Raw genomic sequence first — 15,608 nt, forward strand, 5'->3', positions numbered from 1 at the left:
ACTGTGCGAACGATCCCCCTTGCACCGCGGAGGTCCCCCCGTGCCCACACCGCACCGCTCCCCCCGTCCACCGCGCCCCCGCGCCGCTCCCCCGCAGCTCAGGTCGAGAAAACAGGACGAGAGGCCCCGCTGGGGCATGCGGATGGCGACCGGCCTGTCCGTGCTGGTGCTCGGCGCCGGCGGGATCGGTCACGCGGTGGTGACCAATCTGGAGACCGGGATCGACCGCATCGACCCGTTCAAGGACATGAAGAACCGGCCGCGGGCCGGGAACGGCACGAATCTGCTGCTCGTCGGCACCGACGGCCGCGAAAGCATCACCCCGGACGAGAAGAGGACGTACCGGCTGGGCGGTGTGCCCTGCCACTGCACCGACACGATCATGCTGGTACATCTGTCGGCGGACAAGGAACGCGCGAGCATCGTCTCCCTGCCGCGCGACAGCTACGCCGAGATCCCGGAACACCGCGACCGGAACACCGGCGACGAGCACGCCGCCCACCCGGTGAAGCTGAACGCCGCCTACGCGGAGGGCGGGCCGAATCTAACCGTACGGACCGTCGAGGACATGACCGGCGTCAAGATCGACCACTATCTGGAGGTCGACTTCACCAGTTTCATGAAGACGGTCGACACCCTGGGCGGAGTGCAGATCTGCACCACCCGGCCGTTGAAGGACTCGTACACCGGTCTCGATCTCGCCGCGGGCACCCACCGGCTGAACGGCGGGCAGGCGCTCCAGTATGTGCGCTCGCGCCATGTCGACGGGGCCGCCGACCTGGGCCGGATGGAGCGCCAGCAGAGGTTCCTCGCATCGCTGATCAAGCAGACGACCAGCAGCGGTGTGCTGCTGAACCCGGTGAGGTTCCGGGACATCGCCTCGACGATGCTCCACTCGGTCCGGGCCGACGAGGGGTTCGGCACGGAGCAGATGCTGGACCTGGGCCAGGCGATGCGCGGCTTCACCGCGTCGTCGTCCGAGTTCACCTCCGTACCGGTCAGCGATCCCTCCTATCCGGTCAAGGGCATCGGCTCGACGGTCAAGTGGGATCCCAGGAAGTCGGCGAAGCTTTTCCAGGCGCTGCGTGAAGACAAGCCCCTCGCGGCGAAACGGCCGAAGCAGGCAGCTGCGAAGACCGTCGACGTCGCGCCTCAGCAGATCCGGGTCCAGGTCTACAACGGGACCCCGAGGGACGGCCTCGGCAGGACGGCCGACGACGCACTGCGCGCCACCGGCTTCCATACGACACGGGCCCCGCTCAACGGGGCACCGAAGGATCTGAAACACACCCTGATCGAGTACGACCCGAGGTGGGACCGGTCGGCGAAGTCGCTGGCGGCGGCGCTGCCGGAGGCCGAGCTGCGGGCGGTCAAGGGGCAGGGCGCGACGATGAAGGTGACGACGGGCACGGACTTCGGCAAGGTCGAGCGGGTACGGGCCGAGGACACGCGCCGGGGCGAGTTCGCCGCGGTCACGGGCGACCAGGTGGCGTGCCCGTAGCGAGGCGCCCCGTGGGTGGAGCTCCGCGGGGTGGTGGTCCTCCCCGGGGCTCCGGGGAGTGCATCCTGCCGTCAGTCCTCGATGCCGTCCGCCGCGCGCTTCTCGCGCAGTTCCTTGATCGCGCGGCGCCGGGCCAGCCGGTGCGTGCGCCGGATCTGCGCCTCCTGGTAGCGGCGCTTGTCGCGCTCCGTCTCGGGGATCACCTGCGGTACGGGGCGCGGCTTGCCGTCCCCGTCGACCGCCGCGAACACCAGGTACGCGCTGCCGACCTGCTGGGCCGGGGTCGACTCGTTCCACCGCTCGGCCATGACCCGGACGCCGACCTCCATCGAGGAACGGCCGGTCCAGTTCACCTGGGCACGAACGTGAACAAGGTCACCGACGCGTACCGGCTCCAGGAAGACCATCTCGTCCATCGAGGCCGTTACGGCGGGTCCGCCGGAGTGCCGGCCGGCCACGGCGCCCGCAGCGTCGTCGACCAGCTTCATGATCACGCCGCCGTGCACCGTACCCAGCAGATTGGTGTCGCTACCGGTCATGATGTGGCTGAGGGTGGTCCGGGACGCCGCAGTCGGCTTGCCCGGAATGTCACCCTCCGGGCGCAGGGCCTGATCTGTCATACCGTCCACCTTATGCGGAGGGCCCTGGGCCGCGGACATTGCATCAGCTTCGCAACAGCCCGGGCCCGATATCTCACACCCCCTGTAATACCGGCACGCCCGGACTGCACACTGGACCGCATGAGCGACAGGCCCGGTGGATGGACCGACGACGACCGCAACGACCGCTACGGACGGGGCAGTGACAGCGCCCAGCCCGAGGGCGCCCGCGCCATGCGGCACGTCCAGCGGCACCCCGCACCGCCTCAGCAGCGCCCCGCGCCGCCTCAGCAGCGTCCGACGGCGCCGCGACAGCGTCAGCCCGAGGCACCGCAGTACTCCGGCGGCTATGACGACGGCGCAGGGTACGGCGGCGGTTACCACACGGGCCACGTCCACGGCGGCGGTGGCTACGGTCACGGCGGCGGCCGGGGTGACGGCGGTTACGTCCAGGGGAGGCCCGCGCCGGACTGGCGCCGCCGGATAAAGATAGGCACCCTGACCCTCGTGGTCGTGGTGCTGGCCGTCTCCATCGGCACGTACTTCTGGGCCGACTCCAAGCTCAAGCGTGAGGTCGACCTCTCCAAGGTGATCGAGCGGCCGAGCTCGGGCGACGGAACCAACTATCTGATCGTCGGCTCCGACAGCCGCGCCGGCATGTCGGCCGCGGACAAGAAGAAGCTCCACACCGGCTCCGCCGAAGGCAAGCGGACCGACTCGATGATGATCCTGCACGACGGCTCCAACGGCCCGACGCTGGTGTCGCTGCCGCGTGACTCGAATGTCGAGATCCCGTCGTACAAGGGCTCCGACTCCGGCAAGCTCTACCCGGGCCGCGGCCGCTTCACCAAGCTGAACGCCGCGTACGCCGAGGACGGGCCCGAACTGCTGGTCCGTACCGTCGAGTTCAACACCGGGCTGCACATCGACCACTACGTCGAGATCGGTTTCGGCGGCTTCGCCAAGATCGTGGACGCGATCGGCGGGGTGGAGCTCGACATCCCCAAGGCGTTCAAGGACAAGAACTCCGGCGCCGACTTCCAGGCCGGCAAGCAGACCCTCGACGGCGAGCAGTCCCTCGCCTTCGTGCGGACCCGGTACGCCTTCGCGGGCAGCGACCTGGACCGTACGAAGAACCAGCAGAAGTTCCTCGCGGCGCTGGCGAGCCAGACGGCGACGCCGTCCACGATCCTCAACCCGTTCAAGCTGTACCCGACGATGGGCGCCGGTCTCGACACTCTGATCGTCGACAAGGACATGTCGCTGTGGGACCTGGGCCAGATGTTCTTCGCGATGAAGGGCGTCACGGGCGGTGACGGCACGTCCATGAACATGCCGATCTCCGGCTCCACGGGCGGGAATCTGGTCTGGGACAAGGCCAAGGTCAAGCAGCTGGTGGAGCAGCTCAACAACGACGAGAAGGTCACCGTCTCCGGCAACTGACGGCAGGCGAAGACAGGGCCCGGACAGTTCACCGTCCGGGCCCTGCGTGATGCCCGGAGCGGGCGGTTCGCCGTACAGGCGACCCCGCGTCATACCCGGAGCGGGCCCATGAGGCCCGGCCCGTCCGCGCCTTCACCCCGCGGGCCTGCTCCCCCGGGCCGGCAGGGCCACATGCGGCACCCGCGTTCCGGGACCGACCCCGGCGGCGTCCAGCAGCGCGGGCACCGTGTGGGCGCACAACCGCGCGAAGGTCCGGGCGCAGCTCTCGGCCCGCCCGTCCCGGATCCGCCGCTCGCTCACATCGAACGCAGTCATCGCACGCCTCCCGCAGGCCCCTGCGGCTCGACCTCGTCCAGGTCCTCGTACAGCGCGTCCAGAATCCGTCCCGTGGGCTCGCCCCCCGGTGTCAGCTCGGCCAGGCACCAGCCGGGCAGCTTCTGCTCGATCTCGGGCGGAAGGGCTCCGTCGGCCGGGTCCTCCAGTCCGTAGAGAAGGCCGAACGCTGTCTCCTTCGCCACCTCACGGGCTATCTCCCCCAGGTCGCCGGGGGTCAGACCGAGGGCCAGCGCCCGCTCGACGGCGCCACCGGCGAGCCCGTCCTTGCGGTAGGCCTCGACCCAGTCGGGGGCCGCTGTGCTCCACCCGTCGATGTCCTGCCAGACCATGCGCAGGAAGCGGTAGCGGGCGAGCTGCGGAATGTTCTCCTCGGCCTCGGAGTCGGCCCAGCCCTCGGCGTCGTCGGCACCGAGGGCGGTGAACAGGCCGGTGAGTGCGGTGATGTCGGTCATGGGAAGGGAAGGTACGCCACGGCGCCGCAGAGCCGAGCCGCCCGGCCGGCTGCCGGATCCTGCTGGACGACTCACCCGCCGGGTCGGCAGCCTGCGCGATTGCCCTGGTCACACCGGAGGGGGAAGGACTCACCGTCCGGCGCGAGGTCCGCTGGTTCCCGGGCCTGCCGGACACATCCGTCCACGAGCGGGTCGACCGGGCGTACGGCTTCGGCATCCAGTGGACCATGGCGGAGAAGCGTCCCCGCCCGACCGCGGACCGCCGCCGACCTGAGAGCCGCAGACTGCCCGGAGGGCGGACCTGACGCGACGACGCTCCCCACCACGCAGAAGCGCCCTCGGTGTGCGCCAGGACATCACGCCCCTGACACGCACCAAGGGCACGTACCGTACCGGTCTGCGAAGCCGACCGCTCTACGGAAGGTTCCTCGCCATGACGATCCGCTGGACCTGATTCGTGCCTTCATAGATCTGGGTGATCTTGGCGTCGCGCATCATCCGCTCCACCGGGTAGTCCCGCGTGTAGCCGTAGCCGCCGAGCAGCTGGACCGCGTCCGTGGTGATCTCCATCGCGACGTCGGAGGCGAAGCACTTGGCTGCGGCGCCGAAGAAGGTGAGGTCGCTGTCGAGACGCTCGGACTTGGCGGCGGCCGAGTAGGTGAGCTGACGGGCCGCCTCCAGCTTCATCGCCATGTCGGCGAGCATGAACTGGACGCCCTGGAAGTCGGCGATCGGCTTGCCGAACTGCTTGCGCTCCTGGACGTAGCCCTTGGCGTAGTCGAGGGCGCCCTGCGCGATGCCGAGGGCCTGGGCCGCGATCGTGATGCGGGTGTGGTCCAGCGTCTTCATCGCCGTGGCGAAGCCGGTGCCCTCCTCGCCGATCATGCGGTCGGCGGGGATCCGGACGTTGTCGAGGTAGACCTCGCGGGTCGGGGAGCCCTTGATGCCGAGCTTCTTCTCCGGGGCGCCGAAGGAGACGCCCTCGTCCGACTTCTCTATGACGAACGCCGAGATGCCCTTGGAGCGCTTGGTCGGGTCGGTGACGGCCATCACCGTGTAGTACTCGGAGACGCCCGCGTTGGTGATCCAGCGCTTGACGCCGTTGAGGACCCAGAAGTCGCCGTCACGGACGGCCTTGGTCTTCATGCCGGCGGCGTCGGAGCCCGCGTCGGGCTCGGAGAGGCAGTACGAGAACATCGCGTCGCCCTTGGCGAGCGGGCCCAGGTACTTCTTCTTCAGCGCCTCGGAACCGGAGAGGATCACCGGGAGCGAGCCGAGCTTGTTCACGGCCGGAATCAGGGAGGAGGAGGCGCAGACGCGGGCCACCTCCTCGATCACGATCACGGTGGCGAGGGCGTCGGCTCCGGCGCCGCCGTACTCCTCGGGGACGTGCACGGCCTGCAGATCGGAGGCGACCAGGGCGTCCAGCGCCTCCTGCGGAAAGCGGGCCTCCTCGTCGACCGCCGCAGCGAACGGGGCGATCTTCGCCTCGGCGAGCGCACGGACCGTCTCGCGGAGCATGTCGTGCTCCTCGGCCGGACGGTACAGGTCGAAATCGGTGGAACCCGCCAAGACTCTCACTCCCCAGGGATGCTAACTACCGTTAAGTAACCGAATTTTAGGTGCCTGGCTCGGAAAGGCCTATGCGAACTGCACGTGAGCTTCGCGACAGGGGTCCCCCCGAGCCCGTAAAACCCGGCCTTCAGAGGCAGGACTATGCTCGTTCACCGCATGTCTGTCCGCATCTCTCTGGAGCACTCCATGGCCCTCAGAATCACTGTGATCGGCACCGGCTACCTCGGCGCCACCCACGCCGCGGCCATGGCGGAACTCGGCTTCGAAGTGCTCGGGCTCGATGTCGTGCCCGAGAAGATCGAGATGCTCAGCGGCGGTCGGGTCCCGATGTACGAGCCGGGTCTGGAGGAGCTGCTCCGGAAGCACGTCGCGGGCATCGGGGGATCCACCGGGCGGCTGCGGTTCACCACCTCGTGGAAAGAGGTCGGTGCCTTCGGTGATGTGCACTTCGTCTGCGTGAACACCCCGCAGAAGCACGGCGAGTACGCCTGCGACATGTCGTACGTGGACTCGGCCTTCGAGTCGCTGGCGCCACAGCTCACCCGGCCCGCCCTGGTCGTCGGCAAGTCGACCGTGCCGGTGGGTTCCGCGGCCCGGCTCGCGGCCCGGCTGGCCGAGCTGGCGCCGGTGGGAACCGATGCGGAACTGGCCTGGAACCCGGAGTTCCTGCGCGAGGGCTTCGCGGTGAAGGACACCCTGCACCCGGACCGGATCGTCGTCGGTGTGGAGAGCGAGCGGGCCGAGAAGGTGCTGCGCGAGGTGTACGCGGTGCCGGTCGCGGAAGGGTCGCCGTTCGTGGTGACGGACTTCCCGACCGCGGAACTGGTGAAGACCTCGGCGAACTCGTTCCTGGCGACCAAGATCTCCTTCATCAACGCGATGGCGGAGGTCTGTGAGGCCGCCGACGGTGATGTGGCGAAGCTGGCCGAGGCGATCGGTCACGACGAGCGGATCGGAGCCAAGTTCCTGCGGGCCGGGATCGGCTTCGGCGGCGGATGTCTGCCGAAGGACATCCGGGCCTTCATGGCCCGCGCCGGTGAGCTGGGCGCGGACCAGGCGCTGACCTTCCTCCGTGAGGTCGACTCGATCAACATGCGGCGCCGCGGTCACATGGTGGAGCTGGCCCGGGAGGCCGTGGGCGGGGGCTCGTTCCTCGGCAAGCGGGTGGGCGTGCTGGGTGCGACGTTCAAGCCGGACTCGGACGACGTACGCGACTCGCCGGCCCTGAACGTGGCCGGGCAGATCCACCTCCAGGGCGGCCAGGTCACCGTCTACGACCCGAAGGGCATGGACAACGCCCGGCAGCTCTTCCCGACGCTCGGGTACGCCGAGTCGGCGCTGGACGCGGTGCGCGGCGCGGACGTGGTGCTGCACCTGACGGAGTGGCGCGAGTTCCGCGAGCTGGACCCGGCGGCGCTGGGCGGGGCAGCCGCACACCGGATCATCCTCGACGGCCGCAACGCGCTGGACAGCACGGTGTGGCGCGAAGCGGGCTGGACCTACCGGGCGATGGGCCGGCCCCGCGCCTGACCCACCCCCCGGACACGCCCCTAGCGGTCGGGTTCGCCGATCGTGGCCGTCGACGGGGTCCGGCGGAGCTGTTCCGCGCGGGCGGCGAATTCGGCCTCACGCATCACGCGTACCGCGTTCCCCCAGGTCAGCGCGGCGGTATCTGACTCCGGCCGGTCCCGTTCCAGTAGCTCGGCGACCAGCTGCGGACAGCGGGAGACGTCCGTGAGACCGTCGGCGTGCGTCGTCCCCGTGTCGTACCCGGCGCCGAGGCCCACGCAGTCCGGGCCTGCCACGTCCCGTACGTGCTCCGGACGGTCGGCGACCTCGCGCAGGGAGGCTGTCCCCTCGCGGGCGACCTGGTCCGCGGCGAAGCCGACCATGCAGAGACCTTCGGGGGACGGGAGGGGGCGCCCTCCCGTCCCGTGGGACGTCAGGACGCCGGGGCGTCGAGTTCCTCGATCGTGGCGTGGGACGGGCCCCGTCGCTCCCGCAGGTCGCGGGCGACGGCCTCGGCGTCGCGCAGCACCCGTACCGCGTTGCGCCAGGTGAGCCTGGCGAGGTCGGCGGCGGACCAGCCGCGGGCGAGGAGCTCGGCGATCAGGTTCGGGTAACCCGCGACGTCCTCGAGCCCCGTGGGGAGGAATGCGGTGCCGTCGTAGTCCCCGCCGATGCCGATGTGGTCGATCCCGGCGACCTCACGCATGTGGTCGAGGTGGTCGGCGATCGTCGCGACGGTGGCCATCGGGCGCGGGTGGGCGGCCTCGAACTCGGCGTGGATCTTCATGGCCTGCGCGGTGGTGTCGAGGTGGTGCAGACCGTGGTCGCGCATGTTCCGGTCCGCCGCGCGGGTCCACTCGACGGCTTCCGGAAGGACGAACTTCGGCACGAAGGTCGCCATGGCGATGCCGCCGTTGGCCGGGAGCTGTGCGAGGACGTCGTCGGGGATGTTGCGCGGGTGGTCGCAGATCGCCCGCGACGAGGAGTGCGAGAACATCACCGGGGCGGTGGAGGTGGCGAGCGCGTCGCGCATCGTCGTGGCCGCCACATGGGAGAGGTCGACCAGCATGCCGGTGCGGTTCATCTCCCGTACGACCTCATGGCCGAACGGCGAGAGCCCGCCGACGCCCGGCTCGTCCGTCGCCGAGTCCGCCCATGCGATGTTGTCGTTGTGGGTGAGCGTCATGTAGCGGACGCCGAGGGTGTGCAGGGCGCGCAGGGTGCCCAGCGAGTTGTTGATGGAGTGGCCGCCCTCGGCGCCCATCAGGGAGGCGATCCGGCCCTCGGCGCGGGCCGCCTCCATGTCGTCGGCGGTCAGGGCGCGCCGCAGGTCCGCGGGGTAGCGCTCCAGCAGCTCGGCGACCACGTCGATCTGTTCGAGGGTGGCGCTGACGGCGTCCTCGCCCGCCATGTCGGACCGTACGTAGACGGACCAGAACTGCGCGCCGACGCCGCCGGCGCGCAGCCGCCCGATGTCGGTGTGGAGGTGGGCGGACTGGTCGGTGGCGATGTCGCGGGCGTCCAGGTCGTACCCGACCTGTTCGCGCAGCGCCCAGGGCAGATCGTTGTGACCGTCGACGACCGGGTACTCGGCGAGGAGTTCTGCCGCCTGCGCGAGGTGGTCCCCGGAGTGGTCCGTGGTCCGTTCCGCGATCTGATCCGCCATGGTCGCCCGCTTCCGCTCGTTGTCCGCTGTGTCTACGTGCCGAATGTGTCTACTTGCCGAAGCCGAAGGAGTCGCTGCCCTCGACCTTGCTGCGCAGCCGCTTGCCCTTCTCGGTCGCCTGGTCGTTCAGCTCCTGCTGGAACTCCCGCATGCGGGCCAGCAGCTCACTGTCGTGGGCGGCGAGGATGCGGGCGGCGAGCAGACCCGCGTTGCGCGCACCGCCGACCGACACGGTCGCGACGGGCACACCGGCCGGCATCTGCACGATGGACAGCAGGCTGTCCATGCCGTCCAGGTACTTCAGCGGCACCGGGACGCCGATCACGGGCAGCGGGGTGACCGACGCGAGCATGCCGGGCAGGTGGGCCGCGCCGCCCGCGCCCGCGACGATCGCCTTGAGACCGCGGTCCGCGGCGTTCTCCCCGTACGCGATCATTTCGTGCGGCATGCGGTGGGCGGAGACGACGTCGACCTCGTACGGGATCTCGAACTCGTCGAGGGCCTTGGCCGCTGCTTCCATCACGGGCCAGTCGGAGTCCGAACCCATGACGATGCCGACGACCGGCGCGGCGGAGGCGGGGGAAGTCATTCGGTGATCGTTCCTCGCAGGTAGTCGGCCGCGTGCCGGGCGCGCTCACGCACGTCCGCCAGGTCGTCGCCGTAGGTGTTGACGTGTCCGACCTTGCGGCCGGGCTTCACGTCCTTGCCGTACATGTGGATCTTGAGCTGCGGGTCGCGGGCCATGCAGTGCAGGTACGCCTGGTACATGTCCGGGAAGTCGCCGCCGAGGACGTTGCACATGACCGTCCAGGTGGCGCGCGGGCGCGGGTCGCCGAGCGGCAGGTCGAGAACGGCCCGGACGTGGTTGGCGAACTGCGAGGTGATCGCGCCGTCCTGGGTCCAGTGCCCGGAGTTGTGCGGCCGCATCGCGAGCTCGTTGACGAGTATGCCGGGAGTCCCGTCGTCATGACGGGTCTCGAAGAGTTCGACGGCGAGATGGCCGACGACACCGAGCTCGGCGGCGATCCGCAGGGCCAGCTGCTGGGCCTCGCCGGCGAGCTGCTCGCTCAGCTCGGGGGCCGGGGCGATGACCGTGTCGCAGACGCCGTCGACCTGGATCGACTCGACGACCGGGTAGGCGACGGCCTGGCCGTGGGGCGAGCGGACGATGTTGGCCGCCAGCTCCCGTACGAAGTCGACCTTCTCCTCGGCGAGGACCGCGACACCGGCCCGGAAGGGGTCGGCGGCGTCCGCCTCGGAGCGGACCACCCAGACGCCCTTGCCGTCGTAGCCGCCGCGGACCGTCTTCAGGATGACGGGGAAGCCACCGATCTCGGCCGCGAAGGCCGCGACGTCCGCCGGGTCCGTCACGATGCGGTGGCGGGGGCATGGCGCGCCGATCTCGCTGAGCTTCGCGCGCATCACCCCCTTGTCCTGGGCGTGCACCAGCGCTTCGCGGCCGGGGCGCAGGGGAATGCCGTCCGCCTCCAGGGCCCGCAGATGCTCGGTCGGGACGTGCTCGTGATCGAAGGTGATCACGTCACAACCGCGCGCGAAAGCGCGCAGCGTGTCCAGGTCGCGATAGTCGCCGATGACGACTTCGCTCACCACCTGGGCCGCCGAGTCCTGAGGAGTGTCGCTGAGGAGCTTGAATTTGATGCCGAGGGGGATGCCCGCCTCGTGGGTCATACGGGCGAGCTGACCGCCGCCGACCATGCCGACTACCGGGAACGTCACTTCTCCAGGGTATCGGGCGTCCCGGGGACCGCCGGACGATGCCCCGGAAGGCGGCGGCCGGAGGCCCCATGTCACAGTCACAGGCTCGCCACGCCTCGGCGGTTGCCCACAGGTATCTCGCAGGAGGGCTGGTTAGCATGACCGGGTCGACCGAATCCACGGACGGGGCTGAGCAATCACCATGAACGAACGGGGCGTACTACGGACCCGGCTGGATGTGCTGGCCCGTGAGGTCGCCAAGTTCGGCGTGGTCGGTGCGATGGGTCTGCTGGTCAACATCGCGGTGTCCAACCTGCTGTGGCAGACCACGGACCTTCAAGTGGTGCGGGCCAGTCTGCTGGCCACGTTCGTCGCCATCCTCTTCAACTACGTGGGCTTCCGCTACTGGACGTACCGGGACCGTGACAAGACCGGGCGGACCCGGGAACTGACGCTGTTCCTGCTGTTCAGCGCGGTGGGTGCGGCGATCGAGAACGGTGTGCTGTACACGGCGACGTACGGGTTCGGATGGAACAGCCCGGTCCAGAGCAACATCTTCAAGATCCTGGGAATCGGGATCGCGACGCTGTTCCGGTTCTGGTCCTACCGGAGCTGGGTGTTCAAGGCGCTGCCTGCCAAAGACGGCGTAGGCGTGGTGACCCAGCGACGCGGGGCCGCGGAGCCGGTACCGGCGGAGCAGGCGGAGCCGGTACGAAGGTGAGGCGCCGGGGGCGTCCGATTGCCGTTCTGTCCCCGGTCTCCCTCCATGGCCTCAAGGGCGTGGGGCCCCGTCGACAAGCTTGATTCAGCGGACCGGTCGTTCCGGTTCCTGGCGGTTCAGGGCCACCCGGCTCAGGAACAGGGCGAAGACCGCCGGTTGCTGCTGGAGCAGTTCCAGACGGCCGCCGTCCGCCTCGGCCAGGTCGCGGGCGACCGCGAGGCCGATTCCCGTCGAGTTGCGGCCGCTGATCGTCCTCTCGAAGATCCGGGCGCCCAGGTCGGGCGGGACGCCGGGGCCCTGGTCCGTCACCTCGATGACCACCTGGTTGCCGGTGACCCGGGTGCGCAGGGCCACGGTGCCGCCGCCGTGCATCAGTGAGTTCTCGATCAGCGCGGCCAGCACCTGGGCGACCGCGCCCGGCGTGCCGACGGCCCGCAGGCCCTGTTTGCCGGAGCGGACGATGGCGCGGCCCTCGCCGCGGTAGGCGGGGCGCCACTCCTCGATCTGCTGCTTGACGACCTCGTCGAGGTCGAAGACGACCGCTGAGCCGGTGCGCGGGTCGCGGGCGTTGGTCAGCAGCCGCTCCACCACGTCGGTGAGGCGCTCGACCTGGGTGAGGGCGATGTTCGCCTCCTCCTTCACCGTGTCCGGGTCGTCGGTGACGGAGATCTCCTCGATCCGCATGGAGAGCGCGGTCAGCGGCGTACGGAGCTGGTGCGAGGCGTCGGCTGCGAGCCGGCGTTCCGCGGTCAGCATCCGGGCGATCCGTTCGGCGGAGGAGTCGAGGACGTCCGCGACCCGGTCCAGCTCCGGCACCCCGTACCGCTTGTGGCGCGGCCGCGGGTCACCGGAGCCCAGGCGTTCCGCGGTCTCGGCGAGGTCGGTGAGCGGCGAGGTCAGCTTGTTGGCCTGGCGTACGGCGAGGAGCACCGCGGAGACGATCGCGAGCAGTGCCACCGCACCGATGATCATCAGCGTGCGCCCGACCTCGCGGGTGACGGCGGAACTGGACTCCTCGACGGTGACCTTCTCGCCCTGCCCCCCTTTCGCCGTACTTCTGATCACACTGCCGGCGGGACGCGTGCCCACTTCGATGGGGGTGCGGCCGGGGATCTCGATCCGGGCGTACCGGTTGTGGGCGACCTGTTGGGCCAGCACCCCGGGGTTGATCCGTTCCGCCCCGAGGAGCCGGCTCTCGACCACGCTGATCAGCCGCAGCGCCTCGGAGTCGACACTCTCCTGGGCGCTGTTGCTGATGGTGCGGGTCTCGACGATGACGAGGGAGACGCCGAAGACGGCGATCACCACGAGCACCACGGCGAGCGTGGAGTTGATCAGTCGGCGGCGCATGACTGTTTCTGTACGTCAGCTCTTCTCGAACCGGAAGCCGACGCCCCGGACGGTCGCGATGTAGCGGGGGTTGGCCGCGTCGTCACCGAGCTTCTTGCGGAGCCAGGAGATGTGCATGTCGAGCGTCTTCGTGGACGACCACCAGGTGGTGTCCCAGACTTCGCGCATCAGCTGGTCGCGGGTGACGACCCGGCCGGCGTCGCGGACCAGGACCCGCAGCAGGTCGAACTCCTTCGCGGTGAGCTGGAGCTCCTCGTCGCCCATCCAGGCCCGGTGCGATTCGACGTCGATCCGCACCCCGTGCGTGGCGGGCTGCGAGGTCGGGTCGGTGGCGCCGCGCCGGAGCAGCGCCCGGACCCGGGCGAGGAGTTCGGCCAGGCGGAACGGCTTGGTGACGTAGTCGTCGGCTCCGGCGTCCAGGCCGACGACGGTGTCCACCTCGTCCGCGCGGGCGGTGAGCACCAGGATCGGCACGGCGTGGCCATCCGCGCGGAGCCGTCGGGCTACTTCGAGGCCGTCCATCCCGGGCAGTCCAAGGTCGAGCACGACCAGGTCGACGCCGCCCTGGAGGCCGGCGTCGAGAGCGGTCGGACCGTCTTCGCGGACCTCGACCTCGTATCCCTCCCGACGCAGGGCGCGAGCCAGCGGCTCCGAGATGGAAGCGTCGTCCTCGGCGAGCAGTACACGGGTCATGGAGTGATGGTAGTCCGAACGGGGCGGCCACCGGGAGGTGATCCACAAGGCCTGTGGGTCCGAGTCCCGTTCGGAGGGCCGCCTTGGAATATGCGAGTTTGGTTGCACCTGAACCTGTGATTCATCTCTCAAGTCCTTTCAATTCGACCACCGTCGTGTCGTATGGTGACTCGACGCCTGTTGCACTACTCAAAGACCTTTGGGCAGCTTTAAGCGCCAAGGGTCTCTTTTGTGCGCGGGACTGGTACCCGCCAGCCCTGACTTCAGTGAATGACCTGTGGCCGGGCCCGGAGCGCGAGGAAGTGCGCCGGGCGTGGATCCCGATGCAGCTGGTCCCCCGACTCCGGTACCCGCTCCGTACACCGTGCGGAGTCCGGAGCAGATCCCTTCTCAGGCGTGAGGGATGGGGCGTTTGCCGCATCGGTGCCGGCCTCCCCCCACCGGGCGCGTCACGCTCACGAGGCGTCGCGTCCCGAGCAAGCAAGGATCGACCATGGCGTCCAGCCTGACGAAGGACTCCGCCAGCACGGCTGGCTCGGAGAAGACCTTCTTCGGCCACCCCCGCGGCCTGGCCACTCTCTTCATGACCGAGATGTGGGAGCGCTTCAGCTACTACGGCATGAGGGCCCTGCTCCCCCTCTACCTGATCGCCCCCAACGGGCTTCACCTGGATCCCGCCACGGCCACGGCGATCTACTCGGTCTACGTGTCGCTCGTGTACCTGCTCGCCATGCCCGGCGGCTGGTTCGGCGACCGTGTCTGGGGTCCCCGCAAGACGGTCGCCATCGCCGGCGCGGTCATCATGATCGGTCACCTGACGCTGGCGCTGCCCTCGCAGGGCACCTTCTTCGCCGGTCTCGGCCTCGTCGCCATCGGCTCCGGTCTGCTGAAGTCCAACATCTCCACGATGGTCGGCCACCTCTACGACGGTCCGGACGACCCTCGCCGCGACGGTGGCTTCACGATCTTCTACATGGGGATCAACGTGGGCGCCTTCGCCGCCCCGCTGGTCATCGGCACCATCGGTGAGAACGTCAACTGGCACCTGGGCTTCGCGCTCGCCGCGGTCGGCATGGGGCTGGGCCTCGTCCAGTACCTGTTCGGCACCCGCCACCTGAACGAGCGCAGCCTCGTCGTCCCGAAGCCGCTGTCGGCCGCCGAGCGCGCCGGCACGCTGCGCAAGGGCATGATCTGGCTGGCCATCGCGGCGGTCTTCTACATCGTCACGGTCGTCACCGGCGTCTACACGCTCAACTGGATCCTCGTCCCGATCACCGTCGCGGGTCTGGTCATTCCGGTCACGGTCCTGGCGCGCATCAAGCGCGACAAGGAGCTCAGCGCCGCCGAGCAGTCGAAGATGTCCGGCTACATCTGGTTCTTCGTCGCCGCCGCCATGTTCTGGATGATCTACGACCAGGGCGGTTCGACCCTGGCGATCTTCGCCGACAGCTCGGCCGACAACAGCGTCTTCGGGTGGAACTTCCCGGTCTCCTGGTACCAGTCGGTCAACCCGGTCCTGATCATGGCGCTGGCCCCGGTCTTCGCCGCCTTCTGGCTGGCGCTGAACCGGCGTGGCAAGGAGCCGAGCACGATCGTGAAGTTCAGCTCCGGTCTGGTGCTGGTCGGCGCGTCGTTCTTCCTCTTCCTGATGCCACTGACGATCGCCACGGATGGTCACAAGGCAGCCGCGATGTGGCTGGTCGCGATCTACTTCGTGCAGACCGTCGCCGAACTGACGCTGTCCCCGGTCGGTCTCTCCGTCACCACGAAGATGGCTCCGGCCAAGTACGCGAGCCAGATGATGGGTGTCTGGTTCCTGGCCGTCACCGCCGGTGACTGCACCACGGGTCTGCTCTCCATCGCGGGTGTCGACCTCAACGGCACCGGTATCGTCGCTCTGCAGGCCGCGCTCGCGGCCGCCGCGGGTGTCGCGATCTTCATGTACCGCAACAAGGTCAAGCAGCTCATGGGTGACGTGCACTGAGCCACTGAAGGGCCGCCGCACCGGATCGCCGGTGCGGCGGCCTTTCGCGTTTTCCGTACGGGC

Annotated in this window: 15 protein-coding genes; 5 read left to right on the top strand and 10 right to left on the bottom strand. The window is 69.3% G+C overall.

Features of this window, described 5'->3' with window-relative positions:
* Nucleotides 1-40: 40 nt before the first annotated feature.
* Nucleotides 41-1,501, top strand: a complete 1,461-nt coding sequence (locus AB0I23_RS17150; RefSeq protein ID WP_436846947.1) for an LCP family protein — start codon at nucleotides 41-43, stop codon at nucleotides 1,499-1,501.
* 71 nt (nucleotides 1,502-1,572) lie between these two features.
* Here the strand turns inward: AB0I23_RS17150 and AB0I23_RS17155 are convergent, their stop codons facing one another.
* Nucleotides 1,573-2,121, bottom strand: a complete 549-nt coding sequence (locus AB0I23_RS17155) for an acyl-CoA thioesterase (RefSeq protein WP_359110025.1) — start codon at nucleotides 2,119-2,121, stop codon at nucleotides 1,573-1,575.
* Between the two features lie 120 nt (nucleotides 2,122-2,241).
* Between AB0I23_RS17155 and AB0I23_RS17160 the strand changes: the two genes are divergently transcribed.
* Nucleotides 2,242-3,543 carry an LCP family protein gene (locus tag AB0I23_RS17160; protein WP_359110027.1) on the top strand — a complete coding sequence of 434 codons (1,302 nt, stop codon included), beginning with the start codon at nucleotides 2,242-2,244 and terminating at the stop codon, nucleotides 3,541-3,543.
* 132 nt (nucleotides 3,544-3,675) lie between these two features.
* Here the strand turns inward: AB0I23_RS17160 and AB0I23_RS17165 are convergent, their stop codons facing one another.
* The 3 genes from AB0I23_RS17165 to AB0I23_RS17175 all read right to left on the bottom strand — a co-directional run bounded on the left by AB0I23_RS17165 (nucleotide 3,676) and on the right by AB0I23_RS17175 (nucleotide 5,903).
* Nucleotides 3,676-3,858 carry a hypothetical protein gene (locus AB0I23_RS17165; protein ID WP_436846948.1) on the bottom strand — a complete coding sequence of 61 codons (183 nt, stop codon included), beginning with the start codon at nucleotides 3,856-3,858 and terminating at the stop codon, nucleotides 3,676-3,678.
* The gene (locus tag AB0I23_RS17170; protein ID WP_359110028.1) at nucleotides 3,855-4,331 is read right to left on the bottom strand and encodes a hypothetical protein; all 477 of its coding nucleotides are present in this window, start codon (nucleotides 4,329-4,331) and stop codon (nucleotides 3,855-3,857) included. The genes AB0I23_RS17165 and AB0I23_RS17170 overlap by 4 nt, the downstream gene beginning before the upstream one ends.
* Before the next feature lie 414 nt (nucleotides 4,332-4,745).
* Entirely contained in the window at nucleotides 4,746-5,903 is a 1,158-nt protein-coding gene (locus AB0I23_RS17175) for an acyl-CoA dehydrogenase (RefSeq protein ID WP_359110030.1), read from the bottom strand.
* Nucleotides 5,904-6,092: 189 nt separating this feature from the next.
* Between AB0I23_RS17175 and AB0I23_RS17180 the strand changes: the two genes are divergently transcribed.
* Nucleotides 6,093-7,436 (top strand): UDP-glucose dehydrogenase family protein, encoded by a 1,344-nt coding sequence (locus AB0I23_RS17180; RefSeq protein ID WP_359110032.1) that lies wholly within the window; start codon nucleotides 6,093-6,095, stop codon nucleotides 7,434-7,436.
* 20 nt (nucleotides 7,437-7,456) lie between these two features.
* Here the strand turns inward: AB0I23_RS17180 and AB0I23_RS17185 are convergent, their stop codons facing one another.
* From AB0I23_RS17185 to AB0I23_RS17200, 4 genes are read right to left on the bottom strand one after another with little or no spacing between them, the layout of a single operon-like run.
* Nucleotides 7,457-7,798 (bottom strand): membrane dipeptidase, encoded by a 342-nt coding sequence (locus AB0I23_RS17185; protein ID WP_359110034.1) that lies wholly within the window; start codon nucleotides 7,796-7,798, stop codon nucleotides 7,457-7,459.
* Between the two features lie 50 nt (nucleotides 7,799-7,848).
* On the bottom strand, nucleotides 7,849-9,081 hold the full coding sequence (locus tag AB0I23_RS17190) for a dipeptidase (protein WP_359110035.1): 1,233 nt from the start codon (nucleotides 9,079-9,081) through the stop codon (nucleotides 7,849-7,851).
* 49 nt (nucleotides 9,082-9,130) lie between these two features.
* Nucleotides 9,131-9,670, bottom strand: coding sequence for a 5-(carboxyamino)imidazole ribonucleotide mutase (purE, locus tag AB0I23_RS17195; protein WP_359110037.1), 540 nt, complete (start codon nucleotides 9,668-9,670; stop codon nucleotides 9,131-9,133).
* On the bottom strand, nucleotides 9,667-10,818 hold the full coding sequence (locus tag AB0I23_RS17200; protein WP_359110040.1) for a 5-(carboxyamino)imidazole ribonucleotide synthase: 1,152 nt from the start codon (nucleotides 10,816-10,818) through the stop codon (nucleotides 9,667-9,669). Before AB0I23_RS17200 ends, purE begins: the two co-directional genes overlap by 4 nt.
* 181 nt (nucleotides 10,819-10,999) lie before the next feature.
* On the opposite strand from AB0I23_RS17200, the gene AB0I23_RS17205 reads away from it, so the two are divergent.
* Nucleotides 11,000-11,518, top strand: coding sequence for a GtrA family protein (locus tag AB0I23_RS17205; protein WP_359110042.1), 519 nt, complete (start codon nucleotides 11,000-11,002; stop codon nucleotides 11,516-11,518).
* Between the two features lie 84 nt (nucleotides 11,519-11,602).
* On the opposite strand, the gene AB0I23_RS17210 is transcribed toward AB0I23_RS17205, so the two are convergent.
* Together AB0I23_RS17210 and AB0I23_RS17215 are read right to left on the bottom strand one after the other, a co-directional pair.
* Entirely contained in the window at nucleotides 11,603-12,868 is a 1,266-nt protein-coding gene (locus AB0I23_RS17210; RefSeq protein WP_359110043.1) for an ATP-binding protein, read from the bottom strand.
* 15 nt (nucleotides 12,869-12,883) lie between these two features.
* On the bottom strand, nucleotides 12,884-13,561 hold the full coding sequence (locus AB0I23_RS17215) for a response regulator transcription factor (protein ID WP_359110045.1): 678 nt from the start codon (nucleotides 13,559-13,561) through the stop codon (nucleotides 12,884-12,886).
* Nucleotides 13,562-14,054: 493 nt separating this feature from the next.
* Between AB0I23_RS17215 and AB0I23_RS17220 the strand changes: the two genes are divergently transcribed.
* Nucleotides 14,055-15,545 (top strand): oligopeptide:H+ symporter, encoded by a 1,491-nt coding sequence (locus tag AB0I23_RS17220; protein ID WP_359110047.1) that lies wholly within the window; start codon nucleotides 14,055-14,057, stop codon nucleotides 15,543-15,545.
* The last annotated feature ends 63 nt before the right edge of the window (nucleotides 15,546-15,608 follow it).

The organism is Streptomyces atratus, from assembly GCF_040655115.1.
Taxonomy (GTDB): domain Bacteria; phylum Actinomycetota; class Actinomycetes; order Streptomycetales; family Streptomycetaceae; genus Streptomyces; species Streptomyces atratus_D.